The following is a 20,124-nucleotide window of genomic DNA, read 5'->3' on the forward strand; positions in this document are numbered from 1 at the left end:
GGATTATGGTGACCCGAATGGGCACCTTTTTTTTAACACAATTTTTATTTAGCCTGCTTAATCATTGAAATTTGTGTATAACTTTAAGGAAACTCAAAGGATTAGTGCGATATAATTAAATTAGACAACTTAATAACAATTTAACAATTTAAAAACTCCTCGATCTGCCAGCCGGCGGACTCGGGGCAAAGGAGACAAACAAAATGGCACAGGAAGTGAACCCATTCATGGCAGCGATCGACGAGATCTGTAATGAAAAAGGGCTTAAAAAAGAAACTATCATTGAGGCAGTTGAGGCAGCACTGGCTGCAGCATACCGCAAAGATTATGGCAAACCAAAGCAAGTAATTCGCGCCAAAATGGATCCGGTTACCGGTGAAGCAAAAATGTTCCGTGTTTTCGAGATTTTGGAGACAGAGGAAGAAGTTGAGGAAAAAGAACAACAGCTTACGCTTTCTGAAGCAAAAAAATTAGATAAAAAAGCTGAAATTGGCGGAGAGGTGACGATTCCACTTCCCAAAGAAGAAGAGTTTGGCAGAATCGCCGCACAGACTGCAAAACAGGTTATCATTCAGCGAATTCGCGAAGCCGAACGAGATATGCTCTTCTCCGAATTCAAGGACAAAGAAGGTGCGGTCATGAATGCTACTGTACAACAGATCGAAGGCAGAAACGTTATTGTTTCTCTTGGTAAGGCCAATGGAATTATGTTTCCGTCCGACCAGATAAAGGATGAAAAGTATTATATCGGCCAAAGGATAAAGGTCTATGTGCGTGAAGTCGCCGAAACCACGCGTGGGCCACAAATAGTCACGTCCAGAACCGATGAAGGCTTAATCCGAGGGTTATTTGAGTCTGAAGTACCCGAGATTGCTACTGGTACGGTTGAAATTAAAAGCATCGCCCGTGAAGCTGGATCGCGAACCAAAATTGCAGTTATTGCCAACGAAGAGGGTATTGATCCCGTCGGATCATGCGTTGGCCAGCGCGGTACTCGAGTCCAAGCAATTCTGGCTGAAATTGGTGAAGAAAAGATTGACATTGTCTTGTGGGATGAGGATGTCGAACAATTTATTATGAACGCTCTCTCACCGGCAAAAACAAAAGAGATTCTTATCTCATCAAAAGACAATAAGGCAACAGTTACTGTCGACAAAGACAGCCTGTCACTTGCCATCGGTAAAGGCGGACAGAATGTGCGCCTGGCGTCAAAATTAACCGGATGGGGAATTGACATTAAAAAATCCGACGAGGAAGAAGAGGCGGGCAATAACGAAACGGCTAACGAAGAAATTAACAAAGAGAAAAAGGATTCTGAAGCGGAAGAAATACCAGATAAAGCAGTTGAAGAATCTAATCAATCCGAATAACAATTCTTTTTCTCTCATATAAAACGAGAGGAAAATGAACCCAAATATATTTGAAAAATTCTCGCCAAATTTGAAGAAGGCCCTTATCATGGCCGAACGAATTTCGCGTGAGCAAAATATGAAAATGGACACTGAACATTTACTTTTGGCTTTGATTCTATTGAAAGGAACCTTAGCCAATGACATCCTTACTATGTTTGAGGTAAATGACGATCGCGTCCAATTGATAGCAAGCCTGGTCTCTAAAACAGAAGCGGAATCGCCATCCGATGGAATGAAGAAAACTGCAAAAGAAGCAATTCAATTTGCTGTACAATTTGCATCAAAATATCATCATTCATTTGTTGATTGCGAGCACCTGCTTATTGCCCTTATTTCCAAAAAACAATTTAATTCTTATTTGATTATTGAGCGGATGGGAGTTAATCCTCTTGATATCAAAAAGCAAATTGAATCAATTTTTTCCGAGATTGATAAATCGAGGGCTCCAGAGGGAATCAATATCGACGACATTCCGGAACCTCCAGTTGACGAAGAGCGCATTGATATGGGTGGAATGGGACCGATGGGAGGCATGGGACCGATGCCCGGGATGCCGCCCACCATGACCATGAAAAAACAATCAATTTTGAAGCAGTTTACATCTGATATTACTGCTATGGCAGAAAAAGGAGAGCTCGACCCCGTGGTCGGCCGAGACAATGAGATTGCAAGATTGGTTCAAATTCTTTCACGAAGAAAAAAGAATAACCCCGTCCTTATCGGTGAGCCGGGCACCGGAAAAACAGCAATTGTCGAGGGTCTAGCCGAAAGGATTGTAAATGGGGCAGTGCCATCCTCAATCGTAAACAAGAAGGTTCTGTCTCTTGATATGGGATCGCTTCTCGCTGGCACGATGTATCGCGGCCAATTTGAACAACGGATCAAGGGCATCCTTGAAGAAATTAAGAAGCAAAAAGATATCATTCTCTTTATTGATGAAATTCACACGGTTATCGGAACGGGGTCAGCTGAAGGGTCAATGGATGCAGCGAATATTTTGAAGCCAGCCCTTGGAAGAGGAGAAATCAGGCTGATCGGCGCAACTACTTTTGATGAATACAAAAAACACATCGAAAAAGACCCGGCTTTCGAACGCAGATTCCAGCCGGTCATTGTAAACGAACCGAGCGAAGCCGAAACCTTGGACATTCTTACGGGAATAAGGGAGAAATACGAACATCACCACCATGTAGTATATACTGATGATGCGCTTCAGGCAGCAGTTACTCTTTCAAAAAGATATATCCAGGACAGGTTTTTACCAGACAAAGCAATCGACCTTATTGATGAAGCCGCTGCTGCAACGAATGTAATAACACGAGAAGCCGCCAAGCTCTCTGAACTCAAAAAAGAGTATGGCCGGATCATGACACAGAAAGACGAGGCCGTTTCAGGTGAACAATATGAAAAAGCAACATTTTTGCGCCAGCGTGAAATCACGCTTGCCGCAAAAATAGCCAGGCTCGAAGAAACTGAACGCAAGAATAAAAAAACGACAATTGATCAAGATGATATTGCTGCTGTTGTTTCCCGTTGGACCGGAATTCCGGTGACAAATCTTTCTGTTTCCGAAAAGAAGAATTTTTTGAATCTCGACGATCGATTAAAGAAATATATAGTCGGGCAAGACGAAGCGATCAAATCAATCACTTCCGCCATTCGAAGATCAAGGATTGGTATTTCTGATCCCAAAAGACCCATTGGTTCATTCATTTTCCTCGGCCCAACCGGGGTTGGCAAAACAGAGTTGGTTAAAGTTTTGGCTCGTGAGATTTTTGGCAAAGAAGATGCCCTTATTAAAATCGATATGTCTGAATTTATGGAAAAACATAATGTTTCCAGGCTTGTTGGCGCTCCTGCCGGCTATGTCGGATATGAAGAAGGCGGAAAACTGACCGAAACCGTGAGGAGGAAGCCTTACTCGGTTATTTTGCTGGACGAGATCGAAAAAGCCCATCCCGAAGTTTTCAATATTCTCCTGCAAATAATGGAAGATGGAGAACTTACAGATGCCAAAGGAAGGCGTGTTGATTTTCGCAACACATTGATTGTGATGACTTCAAATTTGGGCACAGACCTCCTAAATAAACAGGCAAAGATTGGCTTTGAATCAAATTCGAATGAAAAAGAAGAATTTGATTCAGAATATGGCAAAATGAAAAATAATGTGCTTGAAACTATAGAAAAGCATTTTCGTCCTGAATTTATTAACCGCCTTGATCAAACAATAGTTTTCAAACCTTTATCAAAAGAGGTAATCCGCTCAATCGTTGATATTGAACTTGATAAATTGATTGATCGCATCAAAACAAAAAACATCACAATCAAAGTCAGCAAAAAGGCCAAAGACAAGATTGCCGAATTGGGATACAAGCCGGAATTCGGTGCGAGACCCATGCGCAAAGTGATTGTGGACAATATCGAAAATCCTCTTACGGAGGCGCTGATGGTTGAAGAATTCAAATCCGGTGATATTGTAAAGATAGATTTATTGGGCGGCAAGTTCATATTATCGAGAGTTTAGTCTGAATTTTTAAATAAAAGAAAATTCCGGCTAAAATACTTGCCGGAATTTTTTGAAAAATGATCAAAGAATTAGAACAAAAACTTCTAAATAGCGCAAAATATCTTGGAACAAATGGCCAGAATGCTCTTTTGGGTGCAATTGCTTTCGCCAAAAAGCAACATCGCGGACAAAAGCGGCGGACCGGAGAGCCGTATATTTCACACCCCTTAAGCGTGGCTTTCATGCTTGCAGAACAAAAATTCGATCTTGAGACAATTATTGGAGCGCTTCTTCACGACACACTAGAGGATGGCAAAACAAGCTTTGACGAGATAAAAAAAGAATTTGGCACAAACATTGCCGGTTTAGTCGAGGGAGTAACAAAAATATCCAATATAAAACTCAAGGAACTAACATTGGATTTTGATTCAGATGATATATACGAGGGACAGGTTGATACTTATCGAAAACTTCTTCTAGCCATGGCAAAAGACATTCGCGTAATTATTATTAAACTTTTTGATCGCTACCATAACGCGCAAACCTTTAGCTGGCTTCCACCGCAAAAACGAGAGTTCTATGCGAGAGAAACTATTGATATATATGCCCAAATTGCTGAACGTATTGGAATAGGCAGAATTAAATCCGAACTGGAAGATTTGTCGTTTCAATTTGCCTATCCGGATGAGTACGAAGAATATCAAACTAAATTTTCCAAATTGAAAATCAAAGAAAATTTGATCGATCAAAAAATAAAAGAGATCAGAAGAGAGTTTTCTTCACGCAACCTAAAACCAATTGATATATACGGAAGGGTCAAGCACAGCTACTCAACTTATCGCAAATTAAAATATTCTTATGACTGGAACATCGAGCGATTTTATGATCTCTACGCCATACGCGTGATCGTAAATTCTGTTGAAGATTGTTATCGTGCACTGGGAATTGTTCACTCAATATATACTCCTATTCCCGGAACATTCGATGATTATATTGCTAAACCGAGAGCGAATGGTTACCAATCGCTCCATTCGGCATTGCACGACGACAATGGCAATGCTTTTGAAATTCAGTTTCGCACGCCGCAAATGCACGAAGTTGCTGAATACGGCATGGCCGCTCATTGGCATTACAAAGATTTAGTCAATGCCAAAAACGAGCATGCTATTAAACAAAGCCATAAAGAATGGGCCAGAGAATTAAAGAATCTCCATCGGATGGATGATAAAAAGCAATTTGTCTCCCACCTTAAAGACGATTTGTTCGCAGAAAAAATATTTGTGTTTACGCCGAAAGGTAAAATTATCAATCTTCCAGTGGATTCTACGCCGGTCGATTTCGCCTATGCCATCCACTCCACGGTTGGTGATCGATGCTTTGGCGCTAAATTGAATGGGCGAATGATACCCCTCGATTCAAAACTTAAAAACGGCGATATTATTGAAATTATTACCTCCGCTAAGGCCAGGCCATCAGTTGATTGGCTCTCGAGCGTCAAAACCAGCGGAGCTAAACAGAAAATCCGCCGATATTTGCGTGAAGCAAATCGTGATCTTAATATCGTTATTGGCAGGCGCGCGTTTAATGAAGCAATTGAAGAATTTAAATTACCAAGATTAGATGATGGTAAGCTTACTGAAAATCTTAAAAAATCTCGTCTCCCCTACAAAAACCTAGACGATGCATTTGTCGCATTTTCAGAAAAAATGCTTTCCAAGGTTAATCTCCTAAAAGCCGTTTATCCATCTTTCACAACTACAGAAATTTGCGAAGTACCGAGAGAAGAATTACCTAAGGGAATAGATTCGTTAAGAGGTGTTAAATATGTTTATGCAGGTTGCTGCCGTCCATCATCCCCAGAAAACGCATTTGGTTATATCGGAAAAGACCATGTGATCAAAATTCACAAAAGATCGTGTAAGTTTCTCAAAAAAGCCGACGAGAAACGCGTAATCGAAATCTAATAACACTGACAAACAGCCCACTGGATTAATACCAACTTTTAAAATAGTTTGCTTTTCCGGATTGCAACCACACTGATCTTTTACGCTGACTTCTCGCTGAGTTCTATCAAATAGTGGCTTTGCCCAGTGAAGAGCCCGAAACTGAACCCCGAAAGGGGCCCTTTGGGCCGAAGTGAATTTTGGAGTGTCTTCACGGGCAAAGCAATACAATATATGCGTGCAGGAGTAAGGGTCTTAGGGGGCTAGAGGGCTGCCCCGCAATTAAGCCCTCTGCCCCCTAACATAATGGCCATTCGATTTGGAGATTTCTCGGCTGAGCTCAGAATATCAATCTCGTGCCACTTTACAGACTTAGCACACTCTGATAACTTAATCCTTGAGTTCAATTAAATAAGTAGGCACCATGCCGCAAAACAAAACTTATCAAACTGCCCGCGGAGTTCGTGACATATTACCAGCCGAACAACCCTATTGGCAATTGTTACGCAAAACCTGCGAAGATGTAATGGAGAGCATTGGCTCACTTAGAATCGATCTTCCTACTTTTGAGAATGTCGAAATTTATACTCGCGGCCTCGGCACCGATACTGATATCGTTCAAAAGGGCATGTATCTTCTCGAATCGCGAGGAGAAAAAGAAGACCGAGAAACTTATGCGCTCCGTCCCGAAGGCACTGCCGGTGCCGTCCGTGCCTATATTCAAGATGGCATGGGCAGTTGGCCACAACCGGTCAAACTCTACTATATGGGACCAATGTTTCGCTATGATCGCCCGCAAAAAGGCCGATATAGAGAATTTTATCAATTTGGTTTCGAAATTTTTGGCGATAATTCTGCAAAATCGGATTATTTAGCGATTATGTCCGCTTGGCAGATCCTAAAAAAAGTCGGGCTAAAAGACATTATCGTATATGCTAATTCAATCGGCTGTCCAGAATGCCGGCCCAAATATTTGGCAAAACTCAAGAAATTTCTGAAAGATAACAAGGGCAAACTTTGCGAGGATTGCATACGCCGAACTGAATCCAATCCGCTTCGCGCTCTTGATTGCAAAGTCGAGTCCTGCCAGAAACTCTTTTCGTCTGTGCCAAATATTCTTGATTCTCTTTGTAGTGAATGCAGCACTCATTTTCAAAACACTCTTGAATATCTCGATTACTTCGGGATTCGTTATGATCTGGACCCGAAACTGGTGCGAGGACTTGATTATTATTCTCGTTCCGTTTTTGAAATTGCCGAGATTAAGGACAAAGAAAGGTCAGGTTCAATCGTCGGGGGTGGAAGATATGACGGATTGGTTGAAATTCTGGGCGGATCGGCCACTCCAGCAGTTGGTTATTCCTTTGGCATGGACCGCGTAGTTGAAATGATGAAAGAGCAGGGAATTAAGCCGCCCAAAAAACGAGGTGTCGAGGTTTGTATTCTCCAGCTCGGGGAGAAAGCAAAAGATGTCTCTAAAAAAATTTATGACATGTTGTCGGGTGGTGATGTAAATGTTTATTTTGTTCCATCAAACGACAGCCTCCGCGCACAAATGCGGCAAGCTTCCAAGCTCGGTGCCACATATGCCGTTATTATAGGGCAAAAAGAGGCGTTCAAAGATGAAATTATTCTTCGTGATCTCAGAAATTCCTCCCAAGAAACCTTGCAGTCAAAGGATATTGCCGAGGAAATCAAAAAACGACTAAATGCAGAAATATAAAACTCCGGATATAATCAAGCAAAAAGGAGATTTGAATGCACTTCGAAGCCAAAAGAGGAACGAAGTGTATTTAATCTTGGACAATATTCGATCAATGTATAATGTCGGCGCAATCTTCCGGACCGCCGATGCCGCGAGAGTTGAGAGGCTTTATCTTTGCGGAATTACCGCCACACCTCCGCGCAAAGAGATCGAAAAAACTGCACTTAAGACAATTAATGAAGTGCCATGGGAACATGTTGATAAGACAATCGATATTGTTCGGAAATTAAAAAACAATGGAGTTCAAATCGTGGCGCTCGAGCAAACGGACCAAAGTATAGATTATCGAAAATTCAAGTTCGAAAAACCAGTAGCAATAATTCTTGGACACGAAACAATTGGGGTTGATGACGATGTTCTCTCCAAATCTGACGCAGTAGTTGATATTCCAATGTATGGAATAGCAAATTCCCTCAACGTGTCGGTCGCAACCGGAATAATCCTATATCACTTAATATGAAAATCAATATTGAAAAAATTGTTTTTGCCGGATGCGGATTGGGTCACTTAAAATACGGCAAAAAACTTCAAGGCCATGAAAATAGCCCTGGAAAAGCTGTCTTCGTTAAGAAAGTGGTCCCTGGTGACATAGTCGAAATCAAACTGACCGATGAAAAAAAAGACCATGCTTTTGGCATTGTAAAAGAAGTGATAAAGCCGTCACCTATGCGTATCGACCCTCCATGTCCATATTTCTACCAATGCGGGGGCTGCGAACACCAGAATCTGTCTTATCCGAATCAGCTAAAAATTAAAGATGAATTATTCAAAGAGTTGATCCAAAGAAGAGGAATTCAAATTAATTCCGAACCGATGATTTCCGGATCGAACCATCCGTTTTTTTACCGTAACTCGATAAGATTCTTCTTCATTATTGATGAGAATAATAAAATTTCTTTTGCGCGTCATCATTTCAAATACGATCAAGGCTACGTGAAAGTGGATTCCTGTCTCTTGCAATCCGAAACATGCAATACGATTATGTCGAGACTCAAAGAATATATTAATGAAAAAGTTGAACATAAATCAGCCTTTTGGCAGCTCAAAGTTCGTGAGGGTAAAATGATCGGAGATTTCATGGTCGAGATCATAACTTCTTCGGATGAGCTTCCGGACAAAAGTGGAATTGTGAATACGCTTAAAAGCATCAAGGGGGTCAAGTCGGTTTACCATACCATTGCGCCAGGAAAATCGCTTAAAAAGTTACAACGACGGCTTTTATTCGGTAGTCCGGTAATTTACGAAAAAATTGGCACATACAACTTTCAAATTTCCCCGGAATCTTTTTTTCAAACCAATTCTCTTGGAGTGAAAACACTTTATGATGTAATTAAAAATTATGCCAATATCGAGGTAGGGGATAATGTTTTTGATCTCTACTGCGGAACAGGAACAATAGGAATTTATCTCTCAACTTTGGCAAAAAATGTAACCGGGGTTGAAATTGTTCCGGAAGCGGTTCGTGATGCTATCGATAACGCCAAAATTAACAAGCGCCACAATGTAGAATTTGTGCATAATGATGCCCTAAAATTTTTAGGTTCCTCTTCTTGTGAATTGGAAAACTCAATTATTATTCTCGACCCGCCGCGTGCCGGATTAGATAAGCGTTTGATTAAAATACTTTCCAAGGTGAATTTTAAGCGAATTGTTTATACCTCCTGCAATCCGGCGACGTTTGCTCGCGACATCAAGTACTTCAAAGAAGTCGGTCTTAAACTTACCCGGTTGCAGCCGATCGATATGTTTCCACAAACCCACCACATTGAATGCGTAGGTGTCATCGTTCGATGACTTAATGTCAAAAACCTAATTATAAATTTCAAATAAAAATTCTAAAAATCAAATTCAATAATTATGCTGGATGTAAATTTTATTTATCATTTGACATTTGAAATTTAATATTTGCCGAACTTATCCACAGGGCTCTATTGACAATGTTCGGTGTTTGTTTGGTATCATTATATTATGAACCGAACAAAAACCGAATATAAATATTTTAATTTAAAAGGACCATTCAATGACGGCTGGATTTAATCTCCTCTGAAATCCAGCCGTCAGATGGGGGATAATTATGGAACCATTAACAAGAAGGCAAAAGGAAATATTAGATTTTATCCGTAATTTCATCGATGAAAACGGATATGCGCCTAGCTATCGTGAAATTGCCTATTACTTTGAGCTATCTTCCACCGGCACCGTCGCCGAATACATCGCTATCCTCGAAGAAAAGGGCTACCTCTCAAAAGAAGCGATGGATGCTAGATCTATCCAATTGACCCCAGCATTTGCTTCAGGTATCGAATCATTTGAAATTCCGCTTTCAGGCATGATCGACGCCGGAAAGCCGATCGAGGCCATCCGCACCAATGAAACTATCGACATTCCTCGCGACATGATGGGCAAGAAAACTTTCGCTCTCCGCGTAAGAGGGGAATCGATGATTGAAGATGGCATCCTTGACGGCGATTATGTAATCATCGAACAAACCAATTCTCCCAAAAATGGAGATATTGTTGTTGCCCTTGTTGACAATGCTAATGCCACTCTGAAGCGCTTCTATGACGAAAAAAACCAGATCCGGCTTCAGCCGGCAAATAGTTCTATGAGACCGATGCGCTTTGCCAAAAAACGCGTCACGATACAGGGAAAGGTTAGGGGAGTAATCAGAAAATTTTAAGACCTGTGCAATAATACATTTTTGTGCTAATATCCGCTTGTTGTTACACAACTGGAGGTGTTGGCAATGTCAGCGTTTTCTCTCAGGAAAACCGCCGTGAAGAAACCCGGGGCTTGTCCGATCTGTCACGATACCGGAATGCATCGGTCTGGCGGTCGAACTCGCAACTGCAGCTGCCCGAAGGGCCGCGAACTCGCCAAGAAGGAGAAGGCCAACCGCGCGGAAGCGAAGAGAGCAGCCAAGAAGAAGTAGTAGTCAGGGCCAACGCCTCGACCCGGTAACCCGCCACTTAAGGCGGGTTTGCTGGTTTATTTGACAGTATTTTTGTGTCAATATATACTATTTGTAAATGCAAACAGAAAAAAGAAAATTGATAAAATTTTCGAATTACAGCCTTTGCGTTACTTTGCCCAAATGGGTCATCCGTGAACTCAAATGGAATAAGGGTGATCTTGTGAACATGGAGGTTGATTCTGATGGCGGAACAATTCACATATCAAAGGGCAAAAAACGGGCTATCAAAACAAACACTGAGGCCAAAAATAAGGCTGGTTTACGCTGGTAAAAACTTGAAATTAATGTAAGGCGCGGCGTTTGTCGCTTTTTTAGTATCAATTTGTGATTTAATTATTTTAAAATAGAACTTCATGCGCATGTTACAGCTGCGAGGCCCCCACCTCGGGCGAAGAAGCCATTCAGGTTATGAATATCTGATAAAGCATGAAACTAGGGTAATGAAAAAGTTGAATCGAAAATTTTTTGAACGGGATGCTGAAATTGTAGCTCAAAACCTTTTGGGTAAATATTTTATGTATAAAACAAAAACAGGAATTATCGAAGGAAAAATCGTGGAAACCGAAGCTTATGGTGGGCCAGATGACCTCGCATCCCATGCTAGATTTGTGAGTAGCAGCCGCAATCAATTGATGTATGAACAAGGCGGGACATTGTATGTTTATCTGGTTTACGGAATATATTATCTTACAAATATCATCGCCGGGAAAAAAGGAAAACCCAGCGGAGTTCTAATTCGTTCGGCGGAAATTGATTCTGCTTCGTCCAATAAAGCAGCGACTGGGCCAGGCAAATTTTCACAATACTTCAAAATTAATCTTTCACACAAGGGATTGGACATTGTAAATTCAGATAAGATTTTTATTGAAGATAGGGGAAACGATATTTCCGATTCTGATATAATTAAGACGAAACGGGTCGGAGTTGATTATGCGGGCCATTCCAAAGACTGGGACTTAAGATTTTATATTAAAGACAATAAATTTATTAGCAAAAGATAATTTTGTATGGCAAAAGTTGCATTTATAAAATCAAACGATCGCAGGTATAATATCTCCAGATCTTTGTCACTTATAAAAAGCGAGATAATTTCTGGTCTTAAAAACGCTAAAAAAGTTGTAGTCAAACCGAATTGTATCGTGGATGATTTTCAGCTTGCAGCTACTCATGTTGACGCACTAGATGCGCTCCTGGACTTCATTGCTCCTTATTGCAAAAATCAGATTACCGTAGCCGAAGGGACGGGAATCGGCGATACGATGAATGCCTTTCGCAACTATGAATATTTTTCTGTACAGGAAAAATATGGTTTTGCAGCCATTGATTTAAATATTGACGAAACAGAGGAGGTAGAAGTTTTTGATCGCAACGGTCGCAAATTTCAAGTTTTGATGTCGAAAACAATTTTGGATTCAGATTACTTGATATCGCTTTGTGTACCAAAGACACACGACTCGGTGGTATATACTGGTGCAATTAAAAACGTGGCTGTTGGATCGCTTCATCGGCCTGTTGATACTTTTTCCGGTGGTATAGTTTCCATGTTTAGAACAAAACGAAACAACAAAGCATCAATCCATCAAGGATATAAATACATGAATGAAAACTTAAAAATCCTCGCATTAAAAAAAGTGCCCAATCTTGCAGTAATCGACGGCTTCGCAGCAATGCAAGGAGACGGGCCGGCACATGGCGGTGAAATGGTGCCATCTCACTGGGCTATTGCATCATCCGATGTATTATCAGCGGACATTTTGAGTATCACAATGATGGGAATCGATTTGAAGGATGTCGGATATCTAAGCTTGCTTAACGAAGAAAATCGGCCCAGTGAGCCCTTTGTTATTGGTGATGATTGGAGGTCGAATATCCTTAAGTTTAAACTCCATTCGAAATTTAATGAAATGAAAAAATGGCAATGATTTGTTCAGATTCGAGATTATGCTAAAATGTATATGTCATTAGGAGGGGTCCGCCAAGCGCGGGTTAGAAAAATGGGGATTGCCGACGATATTCGTCCTAAAAAGAATAAAAAAAAGATAGCAGAGGAATCAGAAGAGGTAAAAGAACCTGAAATCGGAGATGGTGAACTCGTATCAATTTCGCATGGCAAAGGCCATGATTTTGTTGCGTCAGATATCGAAGAGCAACTGGAGCGCGAAAAAAATGAACGCAACGAATATGATGAAGATAGTGAATATGACGAAGACAATGAGCACGAAAATATGTCGGATTATTTTTATCGCAACAGCCGAATAAAAGAGCCAAAAACAAAAAGAAAAGGTAGTTTTGGTAAATGGCTGATTTTAATATTAGTATTGGCCTTAGTCGGAATTATCATTTGGCAAAATTTGGACTCGATAAAATCATATTTCGGCATTGCCAACAGCAAAGAGAATACAAATACCGATAACTCAAACCTTTATTCTGATTTTTCCGTAAATAGTAGCAGCCAACCAACTTCTCAACCTACCGTACAAGAAAATACTACACCAAATGCCTCTTCCGACTCGACTGCCGCCGCAGAAACACCAGATAAATCAATATATACTATTTCAGTTTTGAATGGTAATGGCATCAAGGGCTCTGCGGCAGGCGTCACCAGTGCTCTAGCTAATGCGGGTTATACCGTTACCAATACCGGAAACGCACTCAAATTTTCGTATATTAATTCAATAGTTTATTACAAAACCGGAAAAGCAGATGTAGCTAACGCTATAAAGACAGTTCTTTCAGACCGGACAATCGAGTTATCTGAAGATAATACAATAACGGGTAATTATGATATCGTGATAGTCGTTGGAAAAACATAAAATGGCACGTAATAATAAAAACTTGCCTGGTATAATTATTGGAATTATAATTCTTGTGATATCCACATTGATAGCAATTATTTCTTACGTATCGACTAATGTTCAAGGAAAACCATTAATTTAAGAAAGGGATAAAAATGGAACCTGTTAACTCACTTGATCAGCTTTTCGGATATTACGACAAATTTCTCGCAAATGTTCCTGTACAATATCAGGCATTAATTTCGATTGCCCTAATAGCTTTTCTTATTTGGAATATTTACGCAATTATTAAAAACGGGCACTGGCTTCTCATTGCTTTGCTTGTTGTTGCCCTTCCCGGAACTTGGCCCGCCCTTCGGATGATTGGCAACTTTCTTTGGGCAATTATCAAGGGACTACTTATGCGAGCCTCCCTAATCTGATATATTGATCGTAAGATAAATAATTAATATTAAATTATTATTTTAATGTTGGAAAATATGAATACTTTAGAACTAATTCCTTCAAAAAAATACCTCATTCGGCTCCACAAAGGCGAAGAAATCCTTGAATCCTTAAAGTCTTTTTGTAAAGAAAACAATATCGAAAGCGGATTCGCCATGATGATTGGAGCAATCTCATCTGTAAATCTTGCTCTTTATGAACTTAACAAGAAAGAATACTTTAGAAAATCTTTTGACGGGGCCTTTGAAATTGCCTCTATGAGTGGAAATATTACTAAAATGAATGGTGAACTCATCACACACATTCATGGGATATATTCTGATAAAAATTTTGAAACAATCGCCGGGCATGTGGATAGAGCAGTTGTTTCTGCAACTTGCGAAATATTGCTTACAACATTCGAAAATAAAATATCGCGCCAAAAATCTGAAGAAATAGGCTTAAATTTATTGGATTTATAAGTTTTTTCAAAAGGAATAAAAATGTATGACATTATTATAATAGGTGGCAGTGCAGCTGGGCTCACCGCAGCAATTTACGCAACAAGAAGAGCGTTAAAAACATTGGTTTTGACAGCTGAAATAGGTGGTCTCATGGCTAAGAATTCGGAGATAGAAAATTGGCCCGGAGAGTTAAAAATCAACGGGGTAGAATTAGCAAACAGGATGAAAACGCAAGTAGAAAATTTTGGTGCAGATCTAAAACTGGAGCTTGTACAAAAAATATCCAGCGATAAAAGCGGTTTTTCAGTTGTGACAAGCAAAGGAATATATCAAGGAAAAACAATTTTACTGGCTTTTGGAAAGAGCCCTCGTGTCTTAAAGGTCCCTGGCGAGGAAAAATATCTTGGGCGAGGAGTATCATATTGCGCCACTTGTGACGCACCTTTATACCGAGAAAAAAACGTTGCGGTTATTGGTGGTGGAAATTCAGCGCTCGATGCCGCAGTTCTTCTGTCCAAAATCGCGGCGAAAGTCTATATCATTCATCGCAAATCAGAGTTTCGTGGTGATGAGTATCTAATTAAAAAAGTGACAAATAGTGATAAAATCGAAGCCATTATGGACTCCGAGCTAAAAGAAATTAGAGGCAATGAAATTGTTGGGGGTGTTGTGTTGAAAGACGGCAAAGAGATCAAAGTCGACGGAGTATTTATTGAAATCGGTTATATTGTAAACGACTCTTTGATTGAGGGAATTGTAGACATAGATCAACTCGGCCAAGTCATCGTAAATCACAACCAAGAAACATCCGTTCCGGGTATTTACGCTGCTGGCGATTTAACAAATATGCCCTTTCAACAATTGGTAATTGCTGCCGGCGAGGGAGCAACGGCCGCACTATCGGCTTATGACTACATTCAAAAGAACTTCTAAAACCAATCAGGATGATAAATTTAAAAGAGGATTAATATTCTATCTTTGCGCTTTTATCTTTATCGTTATTGCAGCTATTTTGGTTTTAACAGTTTCCCCATCCCGCACAAAACACCAAGAGCCATCTATAACGCCGCCAAATACAATTTCTGGGCTAGACTCCGAATCAAAACCAATAGATAATTCAAGCCTGGAAATTCCGGTTTTAATGTACCACTACATCCGCCAAGTCACTGATCCAAATGATTCGCTCGGAAAAAATCTCTCGGTCACCCCAGAAACATTCGATAAACAACTTGCATGGCTAAAAGATCATGGCTATGAGGCAATTACTTTCGACAAAGCCCTTGATATTTTTGCAAACAAAGAAGCAATCTCAAATAAACCCGTAATTATTACATTTGATGACGGCTACAAAGACGCATATACTGCCGCGATGCCATCCCTTCTCAAGCACAACCTGACTGGAATTTTTTACGTCATTTCCGCCTTTATAATGCGTGATCAGCATGTTTCATTCGATGATATTTCGATGATGATCGAGAATAAAATGACGATCGGTTGCCACACGCTTGATCACGTCGACCTAACAGCTGTCAACCCCGACCGCCTTCAAAGCGAGCTTGTTGATTGCAAAGAATCTCTTGCCAACGTTTACAGCATTCCAGTTTCTGATTTTTCGTATCCTTCGGGAAAATATAATGATGAAGTAGAGAATGCGGTAAAAGCCGCCGGATTCAAGACTGCAACCACGACACATTCTGGCGTCTGGAAGCAATCAGATGATCCTTATCAAATTCCTCGCATTCGCATGTCCGAATCCACCAACCTCTCAAATATTTTGAAATAATGACTTTTTCTAAGGACTACAGACTAATATATAAATATTTGTTCGCTTTTTGTTTGGTCTAATTATGCTATAATGTTTGCTATGGAAAACAAAACAACGCTATTCCGGGGCGACAGATCGCCGTTGGCTGATAAGCTGCGCCCAATTGATTTTAGTGAATATGTCGGGCAGGAACACATCTTAGCTAAAGGTAAACTTTTAAGGCGAGCGATAGATGCTGATCGCCTTCCATCACTAATTCTTTGGGGACCTCCGGGAAGCGGAAAAACAACTTTAGCAAAGATTATCGCACGCAAAACTAATTCCAATTTTTTTACATTGTCCGCCGTTTCCAGCGGAGTTGCCGATGCAAAATTAGTGATTAAAAAGGCCGAAGAGGACCTAACGGGTTTCGGCAAAAAAACCATTCTTTTTGTTGATGAAATCCATCGCTTCAACAAAGCCCAGCAGGATATATTTCTGCCCTATATTGAAAACGGGACCATTATTTTTATTGGTGCAACCACTGAAAATCCTTCTTTTGAGGTTAACTCGCCACTTTTATCAAGAACTCGCGTCTTTCACCTTCGTGAACTCACATCAGACAACATAAAAACACTGCTCAAAAATGCAACAAATAAAATCAATAAAAAAGAATTAAATTTAGAAAATATCAAATCAAAAATTTCTATTACCAACGAAGCTCTCAAACATATAGCGGAATTATGCGAGGGAGATGCTAGAGATGCGTACAATGCCCTTGAGTTGGCAATTTTAACAACTCCCGCAAAAAGAGGTGAGATTATCATCGATGAAAAAATTGCCGACGATGCGATTCAAGAAAAATTCATCCGTTATGACAAGGGGTCAGATGGCCACTATGACGCTATTTCTGCTCTTCATAAGTCGCTTCGTGCTTCCGATATTGACTCTTCATTGCATTACACTGCTCGAATGCTGGAAGCGGGCGAGGATCCTTTGTATATAGTCCGGCGCCTGGTCCGATTTGCTTCCGAAGATATCGGGGTAGCTGATCCGATAGCATTGATCTTGGCCACATCATGCGAGCGAGCCGTATCATTCGTAGGAATGCCTGAAGCTTCACTTGCAATCGCAGAAGCGGTCATTTATCTAGCAAACGCCCCCAAATCTCGTGCTGTTGATAGCGCTTATGCATCTGCGCTTGACGATGTCAAGAACAAGCGCCTTGACCCGATTCCACTTGACATTCGTAACGCTCCGACCAAGATGATGAAGGATTTTGGCTTTGGGAAAGGTTATGAAATGTATTCAAAAAAATCTCATCTTCCCAAAAATCTGAAGGACAAAAAATATTGGCACGAAGACTAATTTATCGTAGAATATAACTAATAACTTAAAACTAAAAGCTAATAACCAAAGGTATTCTATTTCGTTTTTAGTTGTTACATATTAGTTATTAGCATATTTTGTGAGGGGTTTTGTTATGGATGATATCTATCTTGATTCGAGAAATGTTGGCGATGTTGAACCGCCAAAAAAGAAAAAGGGGATACTGACTCGAATTCGAGTTTTTTTCAAAAATCCTAAAAAAAGGTTAATTTTTATCATAGTTACCGGAATTGTTCTCATCGCTGCCGCAGTTACTGGCTATTATTTTTACATGAAAAATACCAGCAAGGGAACGGATGGAACAAACCCAATAAATAAAGATTTCCAGGTTGAAAACCCAACATACCAAGCTGTTCTTGATGGAATCATGGTTGCAAACCAAGAGGCCGCAAGCTTGCATCCTCTGGGCATAATCATTGAAAATCATACGGATGCGCGACCGCAAGCTGGATTGACTTCGGCGAGCATTGTTTATGAGGCCATTGCCGAAGGAGGCATTACCAGATTTCTTGCCCTGTTTGGTGAAAATGAAGTTGATAAAGCCGGGCCGGTAAGATCTGCCAGAACATATTTCGTTGATTGGGCACATGGATACAATGCCTTTCTCGCCCATGTCGGCGGCAACATGGATGCACTCGACAAAATTAAGGCTGAGCATATTCTTGATCTTGACCAGTTTGCTTATTCAAAACCTTACTGGCGCGAAAAAGGATTAAGAGTTTCTTCGGAACACACAATGTTTACATCAACGGAAGGGCTAAGGGCACAAGCAAACTCGAATAAATACACGACAGATAATAATTTTAAGGTGTTTAACTTTAAAGATGATCCCAAACCTGATTCTGCGGAATTCACTGCTTTGCCAGCATCACAAACAATTTCGATAAATTATGGCAATGCAAATTATAATGCCGCCTTCTCGTATGACAAAGCAACTAATTCATATTTGCGCTCTCAGGCAGGAAAGCCTCACACAGATCGGGTTACCGGCAAGCAAATAAACCCAAAAAATGTAATTATTATGACCGTAAACAGAAAATCAACGGTTACCCGGATCAACGAACAAGGATACATCATGGATGTCATAGGGGAAGGAAAAGCGCAAATTTTTCTCGATGGCAAAGAAATCGATGGAAAATGGAAAAAAACCTCTGCCTCTGAGCGCGAAATTTTTTATGATTCAGAAGGAAAAGAAGTAACTTTTAACCGCGGTCAATTTTGGATCAGTATCATTTCCCCGGAACTAAGCGTTAGTGTACAATAATAAATAGCGAAAGAATGTGATTTGAGAAATGCGATATGAGGTTAACTAACCAGTAAGCTCATCTCTCAAAACTCATCTCAAAACAATCTTAAGGAGGGTTTTATGGCAAAGATACAAGATATAGTTGGCAGAGAAATCCTGGATTCACGAGGTAACCCAACAGTTGCATGCAAGGTCACCCTGGACGATGGAAGCTTCGCAACCGGGTATGTAGCCTCCGGAGCCTCCACGGGGCAGTTTGAAGCTTTGGAACTTCGTGATGGTGATGAGAGCCGCTATCTGGGTAAGGGTGTACTAAAAGCAGTTTCAAACGTAAATGAGCTCATAAAACCAGCACTTGTTGGCCTTGAATCGGCCAGCCTTTCTGTTATTGATAAAAAAATGATTGAACTCGATGGCACAAAAAATAAGTCGAAATTAGGAGCAAATGCCATGCTCTCTGTATCGCTTGCCTCCGCCAAAGCAATTGCAAAAAGCGAGAAGAAAGAGCTCTTCGAATATTTAGCACCCCTGATGAATGAAAAGGTTGATGATCTTACAATACCAATTCCATTTTTAAATATCTTGAACGGCGGAAAACATGCAATCGGCTCCACAGATTTTCAAGAATTTATGATAGTGCCAATTAAATTTGAAAAATTCAGACGTGCAATCCAGGCCGGCACTGAAATTTATCATGCCCTTGGTAAAATTCTGGATGAGCGAAGCTACCAACCGCTTGTCGGAGATGAAGGTGGATTTGCGCCCTCACTTTTTTCCAATGAGCAGGCGATGGAACTTTTGATGATGGCAATAAAAGACGCTGGATACCACGCCGGAGAAGACGTCTTTATTGCACTGGATCCGGCTGCTTCAAGATTTTATTCAGGAGATATATATCAGCTTCATCGCGAAAATCGCTCCCTGATCAGCTCGGAGATGATTGAATTTTACGAAACTTGGATTGAAAAATTTCCAATCATTTCCATTGAAGATGCGCTGGATGAAAATGACTGGGATAATTGGGGAGAATTGACCAAGAGAATAGGGGATAAGATCGAGCTCATTGGGGATGACCTTTATGCTACAAACAAAGACCTGCTTAAAAAAGGAATTGAACATAATGCTTCAACGGGCATATTGATTAAGCCAAATCAGATCGGCACGTTGTCTGAAACCATTGAAACTATCGAAATGGCAAAGCAAGCTGGATTTAAAATAATTATTTCTCATCGTTCAGGCGAAACAGAAGATGCTTTTATTGCAGATTTGTCGGTCGCCGCAAACTGCGGTGCAATAAAATCCGGGGCACCTGCACGCAGCGAGCGCACAGCTAAATACAATAGATTGATGGAAATTGAATCTATTTTAGGTGACAAAGCAAAGTATGCTGAGTGGGACTTACTGGAATCAGCAAAGCAAGAAGTTGCGTTCTAAATAACTACAAAGAAAAAACCCCGAGTAAT

General features: G+C 40.5%; 18 protein-coding genes. All 18 read left to right on the forward strand.

Features of this window, described 5'->3' with window-relative positions:
- Window positions 1–203: 203 nt before the first annotated feature.
- Complete coding sequence (nusA, locus tag WC080_03650) at window positions 204–1,370, forward strand: transcription termination factor NusA (GenBank protein MFA7244353.1); 1,167 nt, start codon at window positions 204–206, stop codon at window positions 1,368–1,370.
- A gap of 34 nt (window positions 1,371–1,404) precedes the next feature.
- Window positions 1,405–3,936, forward strand: a complete 2,532-nt coding sequence (locus tag WC080_03655; GenBank protein MFA7244354.1) for an ATP-dependent Clp protease ATP-binding subunit — start codon at window positions 1,405–1,407, stop codon at window positions 3,934–3,936.
- Between the two features lie 59 nt (window positions 3,937–3,995).
- Window positions 3,996–5,882, forward strand: coding sequence for a RelA/SpoT family protein (locus WC080_03660; protein MFA7244355.1), 1,887 nt, complete (start codon window positions 3,996–3,998; stop codon window positions 5,880–5,882).
- A 403-nt stretch (window positions 5,883–6,285) separates the two neighbouring features.
- Entirely contained in the window at window positions 6,286–7,584 is a 1,299-nt protein-coding gene (gene hisS / locus WC080_03665) for a histidine--tRNA ligase (protein MFA7244356.1), read from the forward strand.
- Window positions 7,571–8,086 carry an RNA methyltransferase gene (locus WC080_03670; GenBank protein ID MFA7244357.1) on the forward strand — a complete coding sequence of 172 codons (516 nt, stop codon included), beginning with the start codon at window positions 7,571–7,573 and terminating at the stop codon, window positions 8,084–8,086. The genes hisS and WC080_03670 overlap by 14 nt, the downstream gene beginning before the upstream one ends.
- Window positions 8,083–9,420, forward strand: a complete 1,338-nt coding sequence (gene rlmD, locus WC080_03675; protein ID MFA7244358.1) for a 23S rRNA (uracil(1939)-C(5))-methyltransferase RlmD — start codon at window positions 8,083–8,085, stop codon at window positions 9,418–9,420. The genes WC080_03670 and rlmD overlap by 4 nt, the downstream gene beginning before the upstream one ends.
- Before the next feature lie 280 nt (window positions 9,421–9,700).
- A complete protein-coding gene (gene lexA / locus WC080_03680; protein ID MFA7244359.1) occupies window positions 9,701–10,306 on the forward strand; it encodes a transcriptional repressor LexA in 606 nt (201 codons plus the stop codon).
- Window positions 10,307–10,655: 349 nt separating this feature from the next.
- Window positions 10,656–10,871 (forward strand): AbrB/MazE/SpoVT family DNA-binding domain-containing protein, encoded by a 216-nt coding sequence (locus WC080_03685; GenBank protein ID MFA7244360.1) that lies wholly within the window; start codon window positions 10,656–10,658, stop codon window positions 10,869–10,871.
- A 169-nt stretch (window positions 10,872–11,040) separates the two neighbouring features.
- Window positions 11,041–11,601 (forward strand): DNA-3-methyladenine glycosylase, encoded by a 561-nt coding sequence (locus WC080_03690; GenBank protein ID MFA7244361.1) that lies wholly within the window; start codon window positions 11,041–11,043, stop codon window positions 11,599–11,601.
- 6 nt (window positions 11,602–11,607) lie between these two features.
- Window positions 11,608–12,522, forward strand: coding sequence for a DUF362 domain-containing protein (locus tag WC080_03695; protein ID MFA7244362.1), 915 nt, complete (start codon window positions 11,608–11,610; stop codon window positions 12,520–12,522).
- 33 nt (window positions 12,523–12,555) lie between these two features.
- Complete coding sequence (locus tag WC080_03700; protein ID MFA7244363.1) at window positions 12,556–13,413, forward strand: LytR C-terminal domain-containing protein; 858 nt, start codon at window positions 12,556–12,558, stop codon at window positions 13,411–13,413.
- 137 nt (window positions 13,414–13,550) lie between these two features.
- Window positions 13,551–13,817: a hypothetical protein gene (locus WC080_03705; protein MFA7244364.1), complete on the forward strand. Its 267-nt coding sequence runs from the start codon at window positions 13,551–13,553 to the stop codon at window positions 13,815–13,817.
- Window positions 13,818–13,862: 45 nt separating this feature from the next.
- Complete coding sequence (locus WC080_03710; GenBank protein ID MFA7244365.1) at window positions 13,863–14,300, forward strand: PPC domain-containing DNA-binding protein; 438 nt, start codon at window positions 13,863–13,865, stop codon at window positions 14,298–14,300.
- Window positions 14,301–14,321: 21 nt separating this feature from the next.
- On the forward strand, window positions 14,322–15,215 hold the full coding sequence (locus WC080_03715; GenBank protein ID MFA7244366.1) for an FAD-dependent oxidoreductase: 894 nt from the start codon (window positions 14,322–14,324) through the stop codon (window positions 15,213–15,215).
- On the forward strand, window positions 15,190–16,065 hold the full coding sequence (locus WC080_03720) for a polysaccharide deacetylase family protein (GenBank protein ID MFA7244367.1): 876 nt from the start codon (window positions 15,190–15,192) through the stop codon (window positions 16,063–16,065). The genes WC080_03715 and WC080_03720 overlap by 26 nt, the downstream gene beginning before the upstream one ends.
- A gap of 81 nt (window positions 16,066–16,146) precedes the next feature.
- Complete coding sequence (locus tag WC080_03725; GenBank protein MFA7244368.1) at window positions 16,147–17,394, forward strand: replication-associated recombination protein A; 1,248 nt, start codon at window positions 16,147–16,149, stop codon at window positions 17,392–17,394.
- A 115-nt stretch (window positions 17,395–17,509) separates the two neighbouring features.
- Complete coding sequence (locus WC080_03730) at window positions 17,510–18,679, forward strand: DUF3048 domain-containing protein (protein ID MFA7244369.1); 1,170 nt, start codon at window positions 17,510–17,512, stop codon at window positions 18,677–18,679.
- 102 nt (window positions 18,680–18,781) lie between these two features.
- Window positions 18,782–20,095: a phosphopyruvate hydratase gene (gene eno / locus WC080_03735; protein MFA7244370.1), complete on the forward strand. Its 1,314-nt coding sequence runs from the start codon at window positions 18,782–18,784 to the stop codon at window positions 20,093–20,095.
- The last annotated feature ends 29 nt before the right edge of the window (window positions 20,096–20,124 follow it).

Source organism: Patescibacteria group bacterium, from assembly GCA_041674405.1.
GTDB lineage: Bacteria > Patescibacteriota > UBA1384 > XYA2-FULL-43-10 > XYA2-FULL-43-10 > JBAYVT01.